The 17,986-nt window shown below is 72.4% G+C and carries 15 protein-coding genes; 3 read left to right on the forward strand and 12 right to left on the reverse strand.

Annotated features, from left to right (window positions below; genetic code table 11):
* Nucleotides 1–17: 17 nt before the first annotated feature.
* The 3 genes from ABZ192_RS17770 to ABZ192_RS17780 form a co-directional block, all read right to left on the reverse strand.
* Nucleotides 18–431 (reverse strand): hypothetical protein, encoded by a 414-nt coding sequence (locus ABZ192_RS17770; protein WP_356925402.1) that lies wholly within the window; start codon nt 429–431, stop codon nt 18–20.
* 154 nt (nt 432–585) lie between these two features.
* A complete protein-coding gene (locus ABZ192_RS17775) occupies nt 586–783 on the reverse strand; it encodes a hypothetical protein (protein WP_356925403.1) in 198 nt (65 codons plus the stop codon).
* A 114-nt stretch (nt 784–897) separates the two neighbouring features.
* Nucleotides 898–3,570, reverse strand: a complete 2,673-nt coding sequence (locus ABZ192_RS17780) for a LuxR C-terminal-related transcriptional regulator (RefSeq protein WP_356925404.1) — start codon at nt 3,568–3,570, stop codon at nt 898–900.
* A gap of 258 nt (nt 3,571–3,828) precedes the next feature.
* On the opposite strand from ABZ192_RS17780, the gene ABZ192_RS17785 reads away from it, so the two are divergent.
* Nucleotides 3,829–4,662, forward strand: coding sequence for a class II glutamine amidotransferase (locus ABZ192_RS17785; protein WP_356925502.1), 834 nt, complete (start codon nt 3,829–3,831; stop codon nt 4,660–4,662).
* A gap of 25 nt (nt 4,663–4,687) precedes the next feature.
* Here the strand turns inward: ABZ192_RS17785 and ABZ192_RS17790 are convergent, their stop codons facing one another.
* The 4 genes from ABZ192_RS17790 to ABZ192_RS17805 form a co-directional block, all read right to left on the reverse strand.
* Nucleotides 4,688–5,197, reverse strand: a complete 510-nt coding sequence (locus ABZ192_RS17790) for an O-acetyl-ADP-ribose deacetylase (RefSeq protein ID WP_356925405.1) — start codon at nt 5,195–5,197, stop codon at nt 4,688–4,690.
* Nucleotides 5,194–6,603, reverse strand: coding sequence for an NAD(P)/FAD-dependent oxidoreductase (locus ABZ192_RS17795; RefSeq protein ID WP_356925406.1), 1,410 nt, complete (start codon nt 6,601–6,603; stop codon nt 5,194–5,196). The genes ABZ192_RS17790 and ABZ192_RS17795 overlap by 4 nt, the downstream gene beginning before the upstream one ends.
* Before the next feature lie 150 nt (nt 6,604–6,753).
* Nucleotides 6,754–7,599, reverse strand: a complete 846-nt coding sequence (locus ABZ192_RS17800; protein WP_356925407.1) for an inositol monophosphatase family protein — start codon at nt 7,597–7,599, stop codon at nt 6,754–6,756.
* A 144-nt stretch (nt 7,600–7,743) separates the two neighbouring features.
* Entirely contained in the window at nt 7,744–9,570 is a 1,827-nt protein-coding gene (locus ABZ192_RS17805; protein WP_356925408.1) for a gamma-glutamyltransferase, read from the reverse strand.
* 90 nt (nt 9,571–9,660) lie between these two features.
* Here ABZ192_RS17805 and ABZ192_RS17810 point away from each other — a divergent pair, with 90 nt between their 5' ends.
* Nucleotides 9,661–10,338 (forward strand): CPBP family intramembrane glutamic endopeptidase, encoded by a 678-nt coding sequence (locus tag ABZ192_RS17810; protein WP_356925409.1) that lies wholly within the window; start codon nt 9,661–9,663, stop codon nt 10,336–10,338.
* A gap of 165 nt (nt 10,339–10,503) precedes the next feature.
* Nucleotides 10,504–11,172, forward strand: a complete 669-nt coding sequence (locus tag ABZ192_RS17815; protein WP_356925410.1) for a hypothetical protein — start codon at nt 10,504–10,506, stop codon at nt 11,170–11,172.
* 32 nt (nt 11,173–11,204) lie between these two features.
* Here the strand turns inward: ABZ192_RS17815 and ABZ192_RS17820 are convergent, their stop codons facing one another.
* From ABZ192_RS17820 to ABZ192_RS17840, 5 genes are all read right to left on the reverse strand, one after another.
* Complete coding sequence (locus ABZ192_RS17820) at nt 11,205–12,731, reverse strand: NCS1 family nucleobase:cation symporter-1 (protein WP_356925411.1); 1,527 nt, start codon at nt 12,729–12,731, stop codon at nt 11,205–11,207.
* Nucleotides 12,732–12,866: 135 nt separating this feature from the next.
* A complete protein-coding gene (locus ABZ192_RS17825; RefSeq protein ID WP_356925412.1) occupies nt 12,867–13,889 on the reverse strand; it encodes a TIGR03842 family LLM class F420-dependent oxidoreductase in 1,023 nt (340 codons plus the stop codon).
* Nucleotides 13,890–13,900: 11 nt separating this feature from the next.
* Complete coding sequence (hydA, locus tag ABZ192_RS17830) at nt 13,901–15,304, reverse strand: dihydropyrimidinase (RefSeq protein ID WP_356925413.1); 1,404 nt, start codon at nt 15,302–15,304, stop codon at nt 13,901–13,903.
* Nucleotides 15,305–15,398: 94 nt separating this feature from the next.
* Nucleotides 15,399–16,241 (reverse strand): nitrilase-related carbon-nitrogen hydrolase, encoded by an 843-nt coding sequence (locus ABZ192_RS17835; RefSeq protein ID WP_356925414.1) that lies wholly within the window; start codon nt 16,239–16,241, stop codon nt 15,399–15,401.
* Between the two features lie 155 nt (nt 16,242–16,396).
* Complete coding sequence (locus tag ABZ192_RS17840; RefSeq protein WP_356925415.1) at nt 16,397–17,962, reverse strand: PucR family transcriptional regulator; 1,566 nt, start codon at nt 17,960–17,962, stop codon at nt 16,397–16,399.
* Nucleotides 17,963–17,986: the final 24 nt, after the last annotated feature.

The following is a 17,986-nucleotide window of genomic DNA, read 5'->3' on the forward strand; positions in this document are numbered from 1 at the left end:
GTGGCGCGGACCGGATCTCAGATCTCGTCCTTCCGCACGGTGCACAGCGCCCAGACGATGAACCCGGACATCGCGATCATCACGACCGACCAGACCGGGTAGGACGGCAGGGAGAGGAAGTTGGCGATGATCACGAGGCTGGCGATGCCCACGCCGGCGACCCGCGCCCACGTCGACGTCTGGAACAGCCCCATGCTCACGATCACGGCGGCCACGCCGAGGATCAGATGGACCCAGCCCCAGCCGGTGAGGTCGAACTCGAACACGTAGTTGGGCGTCGAGAGGAACACGTCGTCCTCGGCGATCGCCGCGATGCCGCGCAGGATGCCCAGGATCCCGGCGACCATGAGCATGACGGCACCGAAGACCATCAGTCCGACGGCGAAGCCGCGTTGCGCGGTGCGCCCGTGCGTGGGGTGTGTCGCGGTCATCCTGCTGCCTCGTTTCTGTCGGGTCCGGCGGGACCAGCCGCTCAAGGAGTCGTTGCCCGGCAGCCGTCCCGTGCCGCCCCCAGCGTGCCCGCGTGCGGCACGGGGCCGCCTCACCCGCGGCGGGTGATCCGTACGGCCACCGGGTGAGCCCGGCTCACTCCGGCAGCTGACGCATCTCCACGACCCTGAGTCCGAGCGCCTGGAAGCGGGTCAGCAGCCCGTACAGATGGGCCTCGTCGACGACGGGGCCGTACAGGACCGTCTGGCCGGACATCAGCACGTGGTCCAGCTCCGGGAAGACCTTGGCCAGCGTCTCCGACATATGTCCGTCGACACGGATCTCGTAGCGCATGAACTGCTCTCCCGCGGACGGCCTGGAGCGGAGGGGGCACGCCCTTCTCCGGCGATGCTCCGCCCCGGCGCGCCGCACGGCGTCACCCGGCGCAGGTGAACCTCACGGCGGCCGTCACAGCAACCGCCGTTCGCGGGCGCGGCGGACCGCGTCGCCGCGGCGGCCGACCGCGAGCTTGCGGTAGATGCTCTTGAGGTGGGTCTTCACCGTGTTCACGGACACGTGCAGGCCGGCGGCGATCTCCTCCGTCGACCTCATCTCGGCGAGGAGCCGCAGCACGTCACGCTCGCGTGCGCTGAGTTCCTCGACGGCGAGTGCCGGCTGCCGGTCCGGCGCGCCGGGCCCGGGGTCGTGGGGGCGGCCGGGGCGGGGAAGGAGCCAGCCGCCGGCCAGTTCCCGGCACCGGCCGGTGCTCAGCAGGGGGCGGAGCCAGGGACCGGCTTCCAGGAAGGGGCGGCGCAGGTGCCCGCGCCGGCCGTCCAGCAGGGCCCGGGCGACGAGGCGGCGGGCGGTGACGGGATCGCCTGTCTCGTGGGAGGCCTGGGCGCGCACCAGTGTGGCCCGGACGGCCACCGCCGGGCCGGGCCGGTCGTCCTCCGGCAGGCTGTCGATCATGTCGAGTGCCCCCTCGACATGCCCCGCCGCGAGCCGGGCGCGCGCCGCCTCTACCGCGCAGGCCGTCCCGTGGTGCGCCACGCGCTCCACGACCGCCCGGGCCGCTTCGGGATGCCCCCGGGCCAGGTGGGCGGCGGACGCGAGCAGGGCCGCGTGATCCTCCACCCAGGGGGAGCTCACCGCTGCCGGGACGGACGCGTCCGCCGCCGCCAGCGCGGCCCGGGCGTCCCCGCGGGCGAGGAGCAGTCGCCCCCGGGTGAGGGTCCGGCCGGCCTGAGTCACCGGGTCGTCGCCGAGCGGCCGGGAGACGGCCGCCGCGTCCAGGAGCGCCTGGGCGTCGTCGAGTTCGTCGCGGTCGATCAGGACGGCGGCCAGGACCAGCGGGGCGAGGCCGGCCCCCGACTGCGGGGGCAGGCTGTAGCGCTCGGCCTGGCCGGCCGCCGCCAGGGCCTTGTGCTCCGCCGGGCCGGGCCGGCCGTTCAGGTGGTCGATCAGCGCGAGGTGGCCCAGCGCCTCCCACCTGGGCAGCGCCATCGTCGCTCCGCCGGGGTGTGCGGCGACCGCCGACAGGGCGTCGCGGGCGTCGTCGAAACGCCCGGCCCACAGGCGGGCGGAGCCGAGGTGGGTGAGCAGGAGGGCGGTGACTTCCGGGTGGTTCTCCAGGAGGTGGGCGGGAACGTCCTGCCGGAGGCCCCTGGCCTCGTCGGCGGCTCGCTCCGCTCGGTCCGGGGCGCCGGTCATCCGTGCCGCCAGGGCTTCCAGCAGGGCGCGGCCCAGCCGGACGGGCGCCCTGTCGCTGCCGTTCCCGGCCAGGTCGCGCCCGGCCCGGTGCAGGTGGGGCAGGCCGTGGTCGAGGTCGTGGTGGGCCAGCTCGCGGGCGGCACGGACGAGGTCGGGCGCCGGGCCCGTGGCCTCAGGGCTCATCCGCGCGAACAGGGCGGACAGGTCCTCGGCGTGCAGGCCGGTGAACAGCTGCCCGATCGCGAGGTCGTCGACCACGGCATCGGCGGTGAACTCCCAGTCGTCCGCCGCGGCGCCCTGGACGAGCGCCTCGTGCAGGGCCCCGGACCGCCGCAGCCACCGCGCGGCACGGCCCCGCAACTGCTGCTCCAGTCCGGGGAAGCGTTCCCGCAGGTGGGCGCGGAGGATCTCGGCGAACAGCGGGTGCAGGCCGTACCACGAGTGGCCGAGGTACTGGACGAAGGCGTTCTCCCGGTGCAGCGCGGCCAGGACCTGCTCGGCGTCGGTGCGCAGCGTCAGCGCGTTCACCAGGTCGGGGCAGCAGCGGTCCAGGACGCTGATGCGCAGCAGCAGGTCCTGGGTGCCGGGCGGCTGCCGGTCGAGCACCTCGGCCAGCAGGAAGTCGGCCACCGCGCTGTGGTCGGCCTCGAACTGCTTCACGTACAGGTGGGGGTCCGCGACCTGCCGGGCGGCCAGGGCGCACAGTCTGAGGCCGGCGGCCCATCCCTGGGTGCGGTCGACCAGGGCTCTCACGGCGCTGGGGTTCAGGTGCAGGCCGTGCCGCGACAGCAGGTCCGCGGCCTCCTCGGCGGTGAACGCCAGCTCCGCGTCGCGGATCTCCGTCATCTCGCCCGCGGCCCGGTAGCGGTGGAGCGGCAGCAGGGGTTCCGTGCGGGTGACGAGGACCAGGCGCAGGCCGTGCCCGGCGTGGTGCAGGACGAACTGCAGCTGCTCCGCGATCTCGGGTGAGGTCACCCGGTCGAACTCGTCGAGCACGACGACGGTGGTGTGGTCGCGGCTCTCGAGGTCGGCGGCGAGGCGGGTGAGCGTCCGCCGGTCCACCCGGCCGGCCTCCGCCGGGCAGCCGACCTGGCCCGCCACGGGTACGCCGGCGGCGCGCAGTGCCTCCAGCACATAGGCCCAGAAGATCCCGGGAGCCTGGTCGCCGGGGTCGGCCGTGAGCCAGACGACCGGTTCGCGCAGACCTGCGGCCCAGTCGGCGACCAGGAGGGTCTTTCCCGCACCGGCCGGCCCGTTGACCATCGTCAGGGGGGTCATGAGGGCCTGGTCGAGGTGTCCGGTCAGGCGGCTCCGGCGCAGGAAGCCGGCGGGCCGCTTCGGCAGGGCGAACCGGGTGCGCAGCAGCGGGTCGCCCGTGGGGTCGACGCCCGTGGACGCCGGCTCCGCACCAGTCTCCGAGGTCGCGGCCATGGGGCTCCCACTGCCTGCCGTGCGCCGGATCATGAGCAGCACTCGTTTCCCCAGGATCTCAGTGTTCACTCCCCCACGCACACCGGCCCGGGCCCTGCCGCTCCCCCGGCAACCACCCGTGGCGGGCGATGCGGCCGTCACCTGTGGCGGGGTTGTCTGGGACCACGCGCCGCGGCCCCCGGCGCGCGGGACGCATCCGCACCGACACCTGCGGAGCCGCACGAGAGGGCCGAGGCGGCTCGGATGGAGGTGGCGACCATGTGCCGCTGGCTGGCCTACTCGGGCACTCCCGTGCTGCTGGACGACGTCCTGTACCGGCCGCAGCACTCGCTGATCGACCAGAGCCTGCACGCGCGGATGGGTGTCGAGACCACCAACGGCGACGGCTTCGGCGTCGGCTGGTACGCGTGGCACCTGCGCACCCCCGCCGTCATCCGCGACACCGGCCCGGCCTGGAGCAACCGCAATCTCCGCGAGATCGCCGACCACGTCCGCTCGCCGCTGTTCTTCGCCCACGTCCGCGCCTCCACCGGGACGGCCGTGCAGCAGACCAACTGTCACCCCTTCCGGCACGGGCACTGGATGTGGATGCACAACGGGGCGATCACCGGGTTCAGCGAATTGCGCCGCGACCTCATGCTCGCCGTGGATCCGGAGCTGTTCCCGTCGCTGGAGGGCACGACGGACTCCGAGGTGATGTTCCACGTGGCCCTCACCCTGGGGCTGGACGGCGATCCGCCGGGCGCGGTGGCCCGCATGGTCGGGCTCGTCGAGCGGCTCGGGCACGAGCACGGGGTGGCCCAGCCGCTCCAGATGACGGTCGCGGTGACCGACGGCGAACGGCTGTGGTTCTTCCGGTACTCCAGCTCGGGAGACTCGCGGTCGCTGTACTACAGCAGCCAGGTCGAGGACGTGCGGGCCCTCCACCCCGACCTCGCGTTCCTGAAGCACATCTCCGAGGGGACCCGGCTGGTCGTCTCGGAGCCGCTCGGTGATCTGCCCGGCGTCTGGAACGCCGTACCGGAGAGCAGCTACGGCGTGGTGCAGCCGGGCCGGGACTTGCTGCAGCACTTCGAGCCCGAGCCGGTCTGAGACGGCCGGGCCCGACCGGGTCGCGTCAGCGGACCCGGCCGGCGAACACTTCGTACGCCTGCTCGTCGAAGAGCACGAACCTGACCTCCTCGACCGCCGTGTCCGCTGCCCGTACGGTCTCCACCGCGATGCGCGCGCCGTCGTCCATCGGCCAGCCGTAGACGCCCGTGGAGATGGCCGGGAACGCGACCGTGCGGGCGCCGAGCTCGTCGGCGACGCGGAGGGACTCGCGGTAGCAGGAGGCGAGGAGGGCGGAGCGGTCCTCGGTGGCGCTGTGGACGGGGCCGACCGTGTGGATCACCCAGCGGGCGTCCAGGTTTCCGGCCGTGGTGGCGACCGCCTGGCCGGTGGGCAGGCCCTTGCCGTAGTGGGAGGCGCGCAGCTTCCGGCATTCCTCCAGGATGGCCGGGCCGCCGCGCCGGTGGATCGCTCCGTCGACCCCTCCCCCGCCCAGCAGCGAGGAGTTGGCCGCGTTGACGATGGCGTCGACGCTCTCGCGGGTGATGTCGCCCTGGACCAGTTCGATGGTGGTCATGTCTGCCTCAGTCGCTTCCAGACGGCCTTCGCCGCGTTGTGCCCCGACATGCCGTGCACGCCGGGGCCCGGCGGGGTCGCCGACGAGCAGATGAAGACGGCCGGGTGCGGCGTGCGGTAAGGGAACAGGGTCGGTTTGGGGCGCAGCAGGATCTGCAGACCGGAGACCGCGCCGGAGGCGATGTCGCCGCCGACGTAGTTGGCGTTGCGGGCGGCGAGTTCGGGCGGGCCCGCCGTCGCGCGGGCCAGGACGCGGTCGCGGAACCCCGGGGCGAACCGCTCCAGTTGGCGTTCGATGGCGTCGGTGAGGTCGCCGGTCCAGCCGTGCGGGACGTGCCCGTAGGCCCAGAAGACGTGCTTGCCCGCCGGGGCCCGGGTGGGGTCGACGACGCTCGGCTGGACCGTGATCAGGAACGGCTTGTCGGGGGCCCGGCCCTCCCGGGACGCCGCGCGCAGGGCCGCGCCGATCTCCGCGCGGTTCGCGCCGATCTGCACCGTGCCGGCGACGCGGGCCTCTTTCGCGGTCCAGGGCACGGGGCCGTCCAGCGCGTAGTCGATCTTGAAGACGCCCGGTCCGTAGCGGAAGTCCGCGTAGTGGTTGCCGAAGCCGGCGATGCGGGCCAGGGCGGTGGGTGAGGTGTCGAAGACGTAGGCGCGGGCCGGCGGCAGGTCGTCGAGGCGCTTGACCTCGTAGTCGGTGTGGACGCTGCCGCCGAGGTCGCGCAGGTAGGCGGCGAGGGCGTCGGAGATGGCCTGGGAGCCGCCGCGGGCGACGGGCCAGCCGCGGGCGTGCGCCGCCAGGGCGAAGACCAGGCCGATGGCGCTGGTGGCGAAGCCGCCGAGCGGCGCCATGACATGCGCGACGAGCCCCGCGAACAGCGTCCTGGCGGGTTCGTCGCGGAAGCGGCGCGTCAGCAGGGTCGACGGGGGCAGGCCGACCAGGCCGAAGCGGGCGAGGGTGACCGGGTCGCGGGGCAGCGCGGTCAGCGGCAGAGACATGAAGTCGCGGGCCAGCACGTCCCACTTGGGCAGGAAGGGCTCGATCAGCCTGCGGTACGTCCCGGCGTCACGCGGCCCGAAAGAGGCGGCCGTCTCGCCCACCGACCGGGCCAGCACGGCCGCCGAACCGTCCGGGAAGGGGTGCGCCATGGGGAACTCGGCGTGCAGCCACTCCAGGCCGTAGCGCTGGAGCGGCAGGGCGCGGAACGCGGGTGAGTTGATGGCGAGCGGGTGCGCCCCGGAGCACGGGTCGTGCCGGAAGCCCGGCAGGGTGAGCTCCTCTGTGCGGGCACCGCCGCCCACGGTGCCCCGGGCCTCGAACACGGCGACGGAGAATCCGCGGCGGGCCAGCTCCACGGCCGCGGTCAGTCCGTTCGGCCCCGCACCCACTACGACGGCATCGAGCATCGACGGCACCTTCGGACCCCTTCGTCAGCCGACGGCCACTGAGGATCAGGATAGGCCCGGGGACTGACAGTCACCGGCCGCGGGGGGAATCGCGCGGAAACGGCACCCGGAGCGCCCCTTGGGCGACGGGGCGCGCACGGTCCGTGACATTCAGTCTCCGCTCGCCAGCAGTGCCGCCACCCGGCGGGCCGTGGCCGCGTCGCGGGCCGCGGTGAAGGGGAGTTCGTTGCCCCCCGTGATGCGGAACGGCTCGCCCGAGCGGGTCAGGTGGGCGCCGCCCGCCTCCTCGACCAGGAGCAGACCGGCCGCGTGATCCCACGCGGCCTCCCAGGAGAAGGCCACCGCGTCGGACTCGCCCCGCGCGATGGCGAGGTACTCCAGTCCGGCCGAGCCGCACGCGCGCGGTGCCACGCCCTCGGTGCGCAGGCCGAGCAGGGCGCGCTTCTGCTCGTCCGTCGTGTAGTCCGGGTGGGAGGTGGCCACGCGGAGGTCCCGGCCGGGCTCGGGCACACCGGCGAACAGCCGGTCTCCCGCGAGGTAGGCGCCCTTGCCCCGCTGGGCGGTGGCGAGCTGGTCGCGGGCGGCGGCGTAGGTCCAGGAGGCGAGCAGGGTGCCGCCGTGGGCCAGCGCGACCAGGGTGCAGAAGGCCGGTTCGCCGCGCACGAACTGCCGGGTCCCGTCGACCGGGTCGACGATCCAGACGGGGGCGTCTCCGCGAATGGCCTCGTAGGACGCCGGGTTGGCGTGGACCGCCTCCTCGCCGACCACGACCGAGCCGGGCAGCAGGGCGCTCAGTGCCTCGGTCAGATACAGCTCGGCCTTGCGGTCGGCGTCCGTGACCAGGTCGTGCGGGCCGGCCTTCTGGTCGACCTCGTGTGCGGCGAGGCGGCGCCAGCGCGGCATGATCTCGGCGGCGGCCGCGCTGCGGATCGCCTCCTCGACGTCGGAAGCGTGCCGGGCGAGAAACTCTTCGATGGTTTCGGTGCTGTCGATCACCCCTCCATCACAACACGCGGCACTGACAATCCCCACCCGCCCGGTGCACTCCGGGTGGCGTCACGATGAACAGCGACGGGGCCGCGCGGGCTCCACGGCCAGGGGACTCAGCGGGTCCCGACGGCGCTCAGCGGGCGGCGACGATCACCGCCCGACCGCGTACCCCTGCATGCCGCGCGGGTTCGCCGCCGCCGACAGGACGCCCGTCTCCGGGTCCCGCGCGACCGCGCAGAGCCGGCCCTCCGACCAGGGGCCGCCCACGGTCACCTGGTGGCCGCGCCGCCGCAGCTCCTCGACGACGGCCGGGTCCGTGCGCGACTCCACGGTGACGCTCCCCGGGCGCATGCCGCGCGGGTAGAAGGAGCCCGGGAAGCTGTCGTTGTGCCAGTTCGGGGCGTCGATCGCGCCCTGGAGGTCCAGGCCGCCGCGCACCTCGGCGCGCAGCGCGACCGCCAGGAAGAAGTGCAGCTGCCACTGGTCCTGCTGGTCCCCGCCCGGTGTGCCGAACGCCATGACGGGCACGCCCTCGCGCAGGGCGATCGAGGGCGTCAGCGTGGTGCGGGGGCGGCGGCCCGGGGTGAGGGAGTTGGGCAGGCCCTCCTCCAGCCACGTCATCTGAAGCCGGGTGCCGAGCGGGAAGCCGAGTTCGGGCACTACGGGGTTGGACTGGAGCCAGCCGCCGCTGGGCGTGGCCGAGACCATGTTGCCCCAGCGGTCGACGACGTCGAGGTGGCAGGTATCGCCGCGGGTGGTGCCGTCGTCGCCGACCTCCGGCTCGCCGGGCACGGGGGACGTGGGGCTCTTGGCGACCGTCGGTTCACCGACGCCCAGGGCGTCGAAGCCCTCCAGGGCGGTGGCCGCCACGCGCGCGTGCGCGCACAGCCGCGGGGTGCGTCCGCCGGGGCTGCCGGGCCGCAGGTCGAGACCGGCCCGCTCGCCGACGAGAGCGCGGCGGTCGGTGTTGTACGCGTCGGACAGCAGGTCGTCGAGCGGCACGTCGGCGGCGTCCCCGTACCAGGCCTCCCGGTCGGCCATGGCGAGTTTGCAGTTCTCCACCAGCAGGTGGACGTAGTCGGCGGAGCCGTGACGGGGCAGCTCCGGCGGGAGCAGGGCGAGCTGCTGGAGGAGGACCGGGCCCTGGCTCCAGGGGCCCGGCTTGTACACCGTCCAGCCGTTCCAGTCGTACGACACCGGTGTCTCGTAGGTCGCGGACCAGCCGGCGAGGTCGGCGGCCGTGAGGGTGCCGGTGTGGCGTTCGCCGCTGGTGTCCATGGTGGGCCGCCCGGCCTGCCGTACCAGGGCCTCGGCTATGAAGCCGCAGCGCCACACCTCCCGCGCGGCCTCGATGCGTGACTCCCGGTCCCCCGCCCCCGCGGTCTCGGCGAGCAGCCGCTTCCAGGTGGCGGCGAGCGCGGGGTTGGTGAAGGGCTCGCCGGGGCGCGGGGCCCTGCCGCCGGGCAGGTAGACGTCCGCCGACGAGGTCCATTCCGTCTCGAACAGCTCGCGTACGGTCTCGACGGTCTCGCCGACGCGTTCCACGGGCGGGTGCCCGTGCTCGGCGTATCCGATGGCGTACTTCAGGACCTCGGCGAGGGACTTGGTGCCGTGGTCGCGCAGCAGCAGCATCCAGGCGTCGAACGCGCCCGGCACGGCGGCGGCGAGCGGCCCGGTGCCGGGGACGAGGTCCAGGCCGAGGCCCCGGTAGTACGCGACCGTCGCCCCGGCCGGTGCGACACCCTGCCCGCACAGCACCCGCACCTCGCCGCCGGCCGGCGCGAGCAGGATCGGCACCTCGCCCGCCGGGCCGTTGAGGTGCGGCTCGACGACATGCAGCACGAACGCGCCCGCCACGGCCGCGTCGTAGGCGTTGCCGCCGTCCTCCAGGACGGCCATGGCCGACTGCGAGGCGAGCCAGTGCGTGGAGGACACCATGCCGAAAGTGCCCTGGAGGGTGGGGCGGGTCGTGAACATAGGGCCTCTCATCTCGTTTCACCTCATTGGCGGTGATCTCCCTTCCCTACCCCGGACTGACGGACCGGATGGCGGGATGCTGGTGACACCATGCGGATGTTCTGTGTCCTCGCCCTCCTGGTGGCCGCGAACCTGCTCAACAATTGGCTCGCTCCCGGCGCCTACGTACCCACCTGCGTGGCCGCGGCCGCCGCGCTGCTGCTGATCGCCCGGTGGGACGGTCTCACCCGCGCCGATCTCGGGCTCGACCCGGCTGCCCTGCACCGGGGACTGCGGTGGTCAGCGGTGCTGGTGGGAGCGGTTCTCGCCGTTTTCCTGGTCGGACTCGCTCTGCCGGCCACCAGGGAGGCGTTCGAGGACCAACGCGCCGCCGGCCTGACCGTGGGGGAACTGCTGTGGCGCGTGCTGATCCGGGTACCGGTCGGCACCGTGCTGCTGGAGGAGATCGCCTTTCGCGGCGTCCTGTGGGCCATGGTGCGGCGTCGGCACGGTACTGCCTGGGCCACTGCGGTGTCGTCAGTACTGTTCGGACTCTGGCATGTGCTTCCCTCGCGCGGGCTGAGCCGGGCCAACGCGGCCGCGGCGGTCCTCGGCACGGGACCGGCGGGCACCGTGCTGTCCGTCGCGGCCGCCGTGGTCGCCACGACCGCGGCCGGGGTCGTCCTGTGCGAGCTGCGGCGCCGGTCCGGAAGTCTGCTGGCCCCCGCGTCGCTGCACTGGGCCCTCAACGGCTTCGGCTACGTGATGGCCTGGGCCGTACCTCGGTGAGGGACACGCGACAAACCGCCCGGTGACCGCCGAACCGCCCGAAACCCCGACCGTCGACAGTGAGTCACCGTCACCGTGCAGGCACGGAGCGAGTTCGCACTTCCGCGTCACAGGCAGTCATGTGAAACTGTCGTCCCGTCCGCCGTCCCCCACGAGAAGGGCGCCGTGCGTTCCCTACCTCTGCCCCTGGCCCTGACCGCACGCCTGTCGCCGGTGGCCGTGCTCGCCGCGGCGGGCTGGGCGCTGTCGTCCGGTCCGCTCGCCGCGCCGCAGGCCGCCGAGCACAAGCCGGCCGACGAGAAGACCGAGACCCAGTCCGCGTCCGCCCCGTCGACGTCGACGGTGTCGAAGACCTACTCGGCCGCGCCGGCGCCGTGCGAGAGCGTCGCCAAGAAGACGGTCGAGTCGCTGGTGCCGGGCGCCAAGACGGCCGGGAAGGAGATCCCGTCCACGGACTCGGAGTTGCGCCGCACCTGCTCCTGGAACGCCCTCAAGGGGTACGACTACCGCTGGCTCGACGTGTCCTTCGAGGTGATGGAGTCGGACGAGGCGGCGGAGAAGGCCTACAAGGGCCGCACCGAGGAGAGCAGCGGTGGAGGCGCCGTCCCCGGTCTCGGTGACAGCGCGTACTCCATCGTCAACCTCACCACCGAGGACAAGCAACAGACCCGTGAGGGCCAGGTGTTCGTCCGCGCGTCGAACGCGCTGGTGGTCATCACGTACAACGGCAGCGACTTCGAGTCGAAGAAGGCGCCGAGCACGGACACGATCAACAAGGGCGCGATCAAGGCCGCGAAGGAAGCGGTTGCCGCGCTGGAGGGCGGCAAGGGCTGACCGCCCTCCAGCGTCCGCGTCCCCCTCAGCGCTCAGACCATGGTCCGGTCCCGGCCCCGTGCCGCCATCAGCAGCAGGTACAGCAGCATCGACGTGCCCAGGCCCACCGCCCAGCCGTAGTCGGCCAGATCGGCCAGTGCCGGGATGGGGCGGCCGTCGATCAGCGGCTTGAAGCTGGCGCCGCCGACGGCGAGGACGCCGCCGACCGCGAAGGCGACGACGGCCCGCCAGTTCCAGCCGCCCTCGTACCAGTAGCGGCCACCCGTGCGGTACAGGTCGGCGAGGTCGAGCCGGGCGCGGCGCAGGATCCAGTAGTCGGCGATGAGGATGCCCGCGACGGTGCCGAGCAGGCCGCCGACCAGGCCGAGCCAGGTGAAGATGTAGCCCTGCGGGTCGGAGTACAGCTTCCACGGGAAGATCAGTACGCCGAGGACACAGGTGGCGAGGGCTCCGGCGCGGAAACTGATCTTCCGGGGCGCGATGTTGGAGAAGTCGAACGCGGGTGAGACCAGGTTGGCCGCGACGTTGACGGACAGCGTGGCCACCAGGACGGTGACGAGGGCGAACAGCAGGCCCACCGTGTTGTCGGTCTTGGCCGCGAGCTGTACCGGGTCCCAGATCGCCTCGCCGTAGACCGCCTGCGAGCCCGAGGTGACCATCACGGAGAGGAACGCGAACAGCGTCATCGTCGTCGGCAGACCGAGGGCCTGACCCCAGGTCTGCGCCTTCTGGCTCTTGCCGTAGCGGGTGAAGTCGGGGATGTTCAGCGACAGCGTGGACCAGAAACCGATCATGCCCATGAGCGCGGGAGCGAACAGCTTCCAGAAGTCCGGGCCCCAGCCGAGCTTCGACGGCTGGTCGAACAGCGGGCCGAAGCCGCCCGCCTTGTCGCTCATCCACCACAGCATCACGAACGCGCCGACGAGCACGAAGGGCGCCGCCCAGTTCTCGAAGCGGCGGATGGTCTCCATGCCCCGGTAGATGATGACGACCTGGAGCGCCCAGAAGATCGCGAAGGACAGCCACATGGTCCAGGCGTAGCCGCCGACCTTCGCCGCGTCCGTCCAGCCGCTGCCGACGAGTTTGCCGGCCAGGAAGTAGATGGCCTCGCCGCCGATCCAGGTCTGGATGCCGAACCAGCCGCAGGCCACCAGCGCCCGTACGACGGCGGGCAGGTTGGCCCCGCGGATGCCGAAGGAGGCCCGGGCGAAGACCGGGAAGGGTATGCCGTACTTGGGTCCGGCGTGCCCGGTGAGCAGCATCGGTATCAGCACGATCACATTGGCCAGGGCGATGGTGAGCACCGCCTGCTTCCAGTCCATGCCGACGGCTATGAGGCCGGAGGCCAGGGTCCAGGAGGCCGTGTTGTGGGCCATGCCGACCCACAGCGCGGAGAAGTTGTACGTGGTCCAGGTGCGCTTGGCGACGGGGACCGGCAGCAGGTCCTCGTTGGCGTAGGGACCGGTCGGTGCGGGGGCGCCCGGGGCGATCTCCACCCGGCCGTCGGCGAGGGTGACTTGGGTGGTCGGCGGTGGGGCCGTGGGAACGGTGTCGGTCATGGGCCAGGCCAATCGTGGAGGTGGGACGGGAAAGGCCATGCGGGTGACGCCGATGGGGGGTGCGCTCGGGAGCGCCCTGGGCCCCCTTCCCGGGCCGGCGGGAAGGGGGAGATCAAGGGAGTGGTGCGGCGGTGATCAGCCGTTGACGGCCGGGATGACCCGCGATCCGTAGGTGTCGATCACGGCTTCCTGCGCGTCGTGCATGTCGTAGACGGCGAACTGGTCGACGCCGAGGGCGCGCAGCGCGGTCAGCTTCTCGACGTGCTTGTCGACCGGGCCGATCAGGCAGAACCGGTCGACGATCTCGTCCGGGACGAATTGGGTGTCGGGGTTGTCGGCGCGGCCGTGGTGGGAGTAGTCGTAGCCCTCCCGCGCCTTGATGTAGTCGGTGAGTTCGTCGGGGACGGCGGCGGAGTGCTCGCCGTACTTGGACACCAGGTCCGCCACGTGGTTGCCGACCATGCCGCCGAACCACCGGCACTGGTCGCGCGCGTGCGCGAGCGCCTCGGGCGAGTCGTCCTCGGTGACGTAGGCCGGGGCGGCCACGCAGACGGTCACCTCGGACGGGTCCCGGCCGGCGGCGACGGCCGCGTCCTTCACGGCCTTGACCATGTACTCGGTCAGATACAGGTCGGCCAGCTGGAGGATGAACCCGTCGGCCTCCTCGCCGGCCATCTTCAGGGCCTTGGGGCCGTACGCGGCCATCCACACGGGGAGTTCGGCGCCCGGCCCGATCCACGGGAACCGGACGACCGTACCGCCGCCGAGGTCGGCCTCCTGGCCGCTGCCGAGGGCCCGGATGACCTTCATGGCCTCGCTGATCCGGGCCAGCGTGTTGGGCTTGCGGCCGGCCACGCGCATCGCGGAGTCGCCGCGGCCGATGCCGCAGACCGTGCGGTTGCCGTACATGTCGTTGAGGGTGGCGAAGGTGGAGGCGGTGACCTCCCAGGTGCGGGTGCCCGGGTTGGTCACCATCGGCCCGACCTTCAGTTTCGTGGTGTTGGCCAGGATCTGGCTGTAGATCACGAACGGTTCCTGCCACAGCACGGCGGAGTCGAAGGTCCAGCCGTGCGAGAATCCGTTGCGTTCCGCGCGTTTCATCAGGCTGATCACCCGCGAGGCCGGCGGGTCCGTCTGCAGGACGAGTCCGAAGTCCATCGGCACCACTCCTAGTTGAGGTACTGACAGGTGGATCGCGGGGTGAAGACGCCGTGCCCGGCGTGGCCGGTGTACTCCCGCTCGGTGATGACGGGCACGCCGCGCGAGAGGACCGTTTCGACCCGTCCGGTGACGCGTTTGCCCTCGTACGCCGAGTAGTCGACGTTCATGTGATGCGTGTCGGCCGACATGACCTGCTCGGCGTGCGGGTCGTAGATGACGACGTCGGCGTCGGCGCCCGGCGCGATGGTGCCCTTCTTCGGGTAGAGGCCGAACATCCGGGCGGGGGTGGCGCAGGCGATCTCGATCCAGCGGCGGCGGGAGATGTGCCCGTCGAGGACGGCCTGGTGGAGCAGGTCCATACGGTTCTCGACACCCGGGAGACCGTTGGGGATCTTGGAGAAGTCGCCGCGGCCGAGTTCCTTCTGGCCGACGAAGCAGAAGGGGCAGTGGTCGGTGGAGACGACCTGGAGGTCGTTGGTGCGCAGACCCCGCCACAGCGCGGCCTGGTGCTCCTTCGGCCTGAGCGGAGTGGAGCACACGTACTTCGCGCCTTCGAAATCCGGCTCGGCGAGGTTGTCGGTGGACAGGAACAGGTACTGCGGGCAGGTCTCGCCGAAGACGGGCAGTCCCTCGTCGCGGGCCCGGGCCAGTTCGGCGACCGCCTCCGTCGCCGAGACGTGCACGACGTAGAGGGGTGCGCCCGCGACCTGCGCCAGCCTGATGGCGCGGTGGGTGGCTTCCGCCTCCAGCAGGGCCTTGCGGACCTCGCCGTGGTAGCGGGGGTCGGTCTCGCCGCGGGCCAGCGCCTGTTCCACCAGGACGTCGATCGCGATGCCGTTCTCGGCGTGCATCATGATCAGTCCGCCGTTCTCGGCGGAGCGCTGCATGGCGCGCAGGATCTGGCCGTCGTCGGAGTAGAACACCCCCGGGTAGGCCATGAACTGCTTGAAGGAGGTGACGCCCTCCTCGATGAGCAGGTCCATCTCCTTGAGTGTCTCCTGGTTCACATCGGAGACGATCATGTGGAAGCCGTAGTCGACGGCGCAGTTGCCCTCCGCCTTGGCGTGCCAGGCGTCGAGGCCCTCGCGCAGGCTGTGCCCGACGCTCTGCACGGCGAAGTCGATGATCGTGGTCGTGCCGCCCCAGGCGGCGGCGCGGGTGCCGGTCTCGAAGGTGTCGGAGGCGAAGGTGCCGCCGAAGGGCAGCTCCATGTGGGTGTGGGCGTCGACGCCGCCGGGGATGACGTACTTTCCGGTGGCGTCGATCGTCCGGTCTGCGGTGAAGGCCTCGGCGGCGGGGGTGCCGGAGGCTGCGAGGGCGGCGATGCGGCCGTCCTCGATCAGGACGTCGGCGTGGATCTCGTCGGATGCGGTGATGACGAGGCCGCCGCGGATGACGGTTCGGGTGCTCATGCTCTGTCGCTCCTCGCCGATTGGACGTGCAGGTTGACTGTGGCTGGTCGCGCGCACGCGGCGGTAGCCGCATATCGAATACAGCCCCGCGCCCCTAGAGGTCCGTCAGCGGACCGTACGTTGCAGGTGCGCGGTCCCTGTAGAACTGCCAGCGGTCGCGGACCTCTCGGAGTTTGGCCATGTCCAGGTCGCGGACGACCAGTTCGGGCTCCTTGTCGCTGGCCACCTCGCCGACGAACTGGGCCTCCGGGTCGACGAAGTAGGACGTCCCGTAGAAGTCGTTGTCGCCGTACTCCTCGACGCCGACCCGGTTGATCGCGCCCACGAAGTACTCGTTGGCGACGGCCGCCGCCGGCTGTTCCAGCTGCCAGAGGTAGCCGGACAGGCCGCGCGAGGTGGCCGAGGGATTGAAGACGATCTCGGCGCCCGCGAGGCCGAGCGCGCGCCAGCCCTCGGGGAAGTGCCGGTCGTAGCAGATGTAGACGCCGACCTTGCCGACGGCGGTCTCGAAGACGGGCCAGCCGCCGTTGCCCGGGCGGAAGTAGAACTTCTCCCAGAAACCCTGGACCTGCGGGATGTGGGTCTTGCGGTACTTGCCGAGGTAGGAACCGTCCGCGTCGATCACGGCGGCGGTGTTGTAGAGGACGCCGGGCTGTTCCTCCTCGTACATCGGCAGGACCAGGACGATGCCCAGTTCCCTGGCGAGGGCCTGGAAGCGGCGGACGATCGGGCCCTCGGGGATCTGCTCGGCGTACTCGTAGAAGGCCGGGTCCTGGACCTGGCAGAAGTACGGTCCGTAGAACAGCTCCTGGAAGCACAGGACTTGAGCGCCCTGCGCGGCGGCGTCGCGGGCCGCCTGCTCGTGGACCTGGATCATCGACTCCTTGTCGCCCGTCCAGGCGGTCTGGAAGACGGCGGCACGGATCACTCGGCTCATCGGGACCTCCGGTCGCTCGGTGTGCCGTGAGCCTAGGAAGCCGGGACGCGCTCTTTGAGTTGCACCGTGTCACGTCTGGGGGCGTGCGGCGTGTCACCGTGTCACTCTGCCGTGAGCCCATGTTTCACCGCCGTTTTCCCAGGTGGTCGGGTGTTTCACTGCTGTTGCGCGTCGTGCGCGAGGAGTGCGATGTGCACCGAGGCGGCCTGCTCGAAGTCGTCGAGGTCCACCCCGAGGCGGACCTGTATCGATTCCAGGCGGCGGTACAGGGCGGGCCGCGAGACGTGGTGGAGCTGGGCGGTCCGGGACTTGTTGCGGCCGGTGGCGAGGTAGGTGCGCAGGACCGACAGCAGGTCCTCCTCGGTCTCGCACAGCAGCCCGTCCAGCTCCCGCTCCGCGAAGGACTGCACGTGCGGGTCGTCGCGCAGCAGGCGGATCAGGCCCCGCAGGTGGACGTCCCGCAGGCGGACGACCGGCGGGAGGTCCAGGGCGGCGACGGAGTCGGTGACGGCGTCCGCCACGTGCCGGGCCTCGCGCAGCCCGGCGGGGACGTCGTCCCAGGCGGTCCGGGGATCGGCCGCGGCGACGACCGTGCGGGCCGGTCCGGACTCGGTGCGCAGCCGGGTCGCGAAGTGCGCGGCGAGGGCGTCCGCGTCCTGGTCGCGGGGGAGGCTGAGGAGCACGGCGGTGGCTCCGTCGGCCAGTTCGGCGACCAGCCCGGGCAGGCCCAGCAGCCGCAGCAGCCGGTCGAGCCGGGGGGTGTCGCCGTCGCGGACGACCAGCGGCACGAACGTCCGCCGGTTGACCGGCAGCCCGGCCGCGCGCGCCCGGGGCAGGAGTTGCCGTGCCGGTACGACGCCGCTGACCAGGTCGGTGAGCAGGCTCTGCGCGGACTGCTCCTCCCAGGAGCAGGCGGCAGCGCCGCCGAGCATGCGGTGCAGGACGAGGGCCTCGGCGGCGCGGTCGGCCAGGAGCCGTCCGGTGGCGGTGTCGCCCCGGTAGCCGCACAGCACGATCCGGCCCCAGCGCTCCCCGCGTCCGCCCAGCTCGGCGCGGATCCAGCCGTCGCCCTCGGTGCCTCCGGCCTGCCGGGCGATGCGCTCCCAGTCGCGCAGCACGTCGTCCACCGCGGGCCGCTCCCCCGCCGTGCCGAGGACGCGGTGGGCGAGGTTGGTGACGACGACCGGGCAGGCGCTGTGCCGGGCGACCTCGTCGAGCAGGCGTTGCAGCGGGGCGCCCGCGGTGATCAGGGCGGTGAGTTCGGTGCGGACGGCCTCGGAGAGGCTGACGGCGGCGAACTTGCGCCGTACGAGCCGTGACTGGACCTCCTCGGTCAGCTCGGCGAAGGGGAAGGGCCGGTGCAGGACGACCATCGGCAGCCCGCACCGCTCGGCCGCCCGGCGCATCACGGCCGGTGCGGCGGGGAAGGCGCGGCCGAGTCCGAGGACGACGGCGGAGGCGTCCGCGCGGTGCAGCGACCGGACGTACTCGGCCTGTTTCTCCTCGTCGCCGGCGAGCAGCACCCCGGTGGTGAGGACCATCTCGCCGCCGCTGAGCATCACGCCGACGTCGGCGGCCTCGGCGACGTGCACCCAGCGCACCGCCCGGTCGAGATGGGTCGCGCCGGCCACCACCTCGGGCTCCCCGGCGAGCACCCGCTCCAGGGTGAGGACCTGCCGGACCGACAGCGCGGGTTCCAGGGAATCCAAGGTGATGGTCATGGTGCCGTTCCCTTGTTCAGTTCA

Source organism: Streptomyces sp. NPDC006235, assembly GCF_040613735.1.
Classification (GTDB): Bacteria; Actinomycetota; Actinomycetes; order Streptomycetales; family Streptomycetaceae; genus Streptomyces.

Bases quoted from the DNA above. Each gene is read 5' to 3' on its own strand.
- ABZ192_RS17805 (WP_356925408.1), bottom strand. From the start codon at position 9,570: ATGTTCACGACCCGCCCCACCCTCCAGGGCACTTTCGGCATGGTGTCC.
- ABZ192_RS17785 (WP_356925502.1), top strand. From the start codon at position 3,829: ATGTGCCGCTGGCTGGCCTACTCGGGCACTCCCGTGCTGCTGGACGAC.
- ABZ192_RS17835 (WP_356925414.1), bottom strand. From the start codon at position 16,241: ATGAGCCGAGTGATCCGTGCCGCCGTCTTCCAGACCGCCTGGACGGGC.
- ABZ192_RS17780 (WP_356925404.1), bottom strand. From the start codon at position 3,570: ATGGCCGCGACCTCGGAGACTGGTGCGGAGCCGGCGTCCACGGGCGTC.
- ABZ192_RS17810 (WP_356925409.1), top strand. From the start codon at position 9,661: ATGCGGATGTTCTGTGTCCTCGCCCTCCTGGTGGCCGCGAACCTGCTC.
- ABZ192_RS17795 (WP_356925406.1), bottom strand. From the start codon at position 6,603: ATGCTCGATGCCGTCGTAGTGGGTGCGGGGCCGAACGGACTGACCGCG.
- ABZ192_RS17790 (WP_356925405.1), bottom strand. From the start codon at position 5,197: ATGACCACCATCGAACTGGTCCAGGGCGACATCACCCGCGAGAGCGTC.
- ABZ192_RS17770 (WP_356925402.1), bottom strand. From the start codon at position 431: ATGACCGCGACACACCCCACGCACGGGCGCACCGCGCAACGCGGCTTC.
- ABZ192_RS17775 (WP_356925403.1), bottom strand. From the start codon at position 783: ATGCGCTACGAGATCCGTGTCGACGGACATATGTCGGAGACGCTGGCC.
- ABZ192_RS17825 (WP_356925412.1), bottom strand. From the start codon at position 13,889: ATGGACTTCGGACTCGTCCTGCAGACGGACCCGCCGGCCTCGCGGGTG.
- hydA (WP_356925413.1), bottom strand. From the start codon at position 15,304: ATGAGCACCCGAACCGTCATCCGCGGCGGCCTCGTCATCACCGCATCC.
- ABZ192_RS17840 (WP_356925415.1), bottom strand. From the start codon at position 17,962: ATGACCATCACCTTGGATTCCCTGGAACCCGCGCTGTCGGTCCGGCAG.
- ABZ192_RS17820 (WP_356925411.1), bottom strand. From the start codon at position 12,731: ATGACCGACACCGTTCCCACGGCCCCACCGCCGACCACCCAAGTCACC.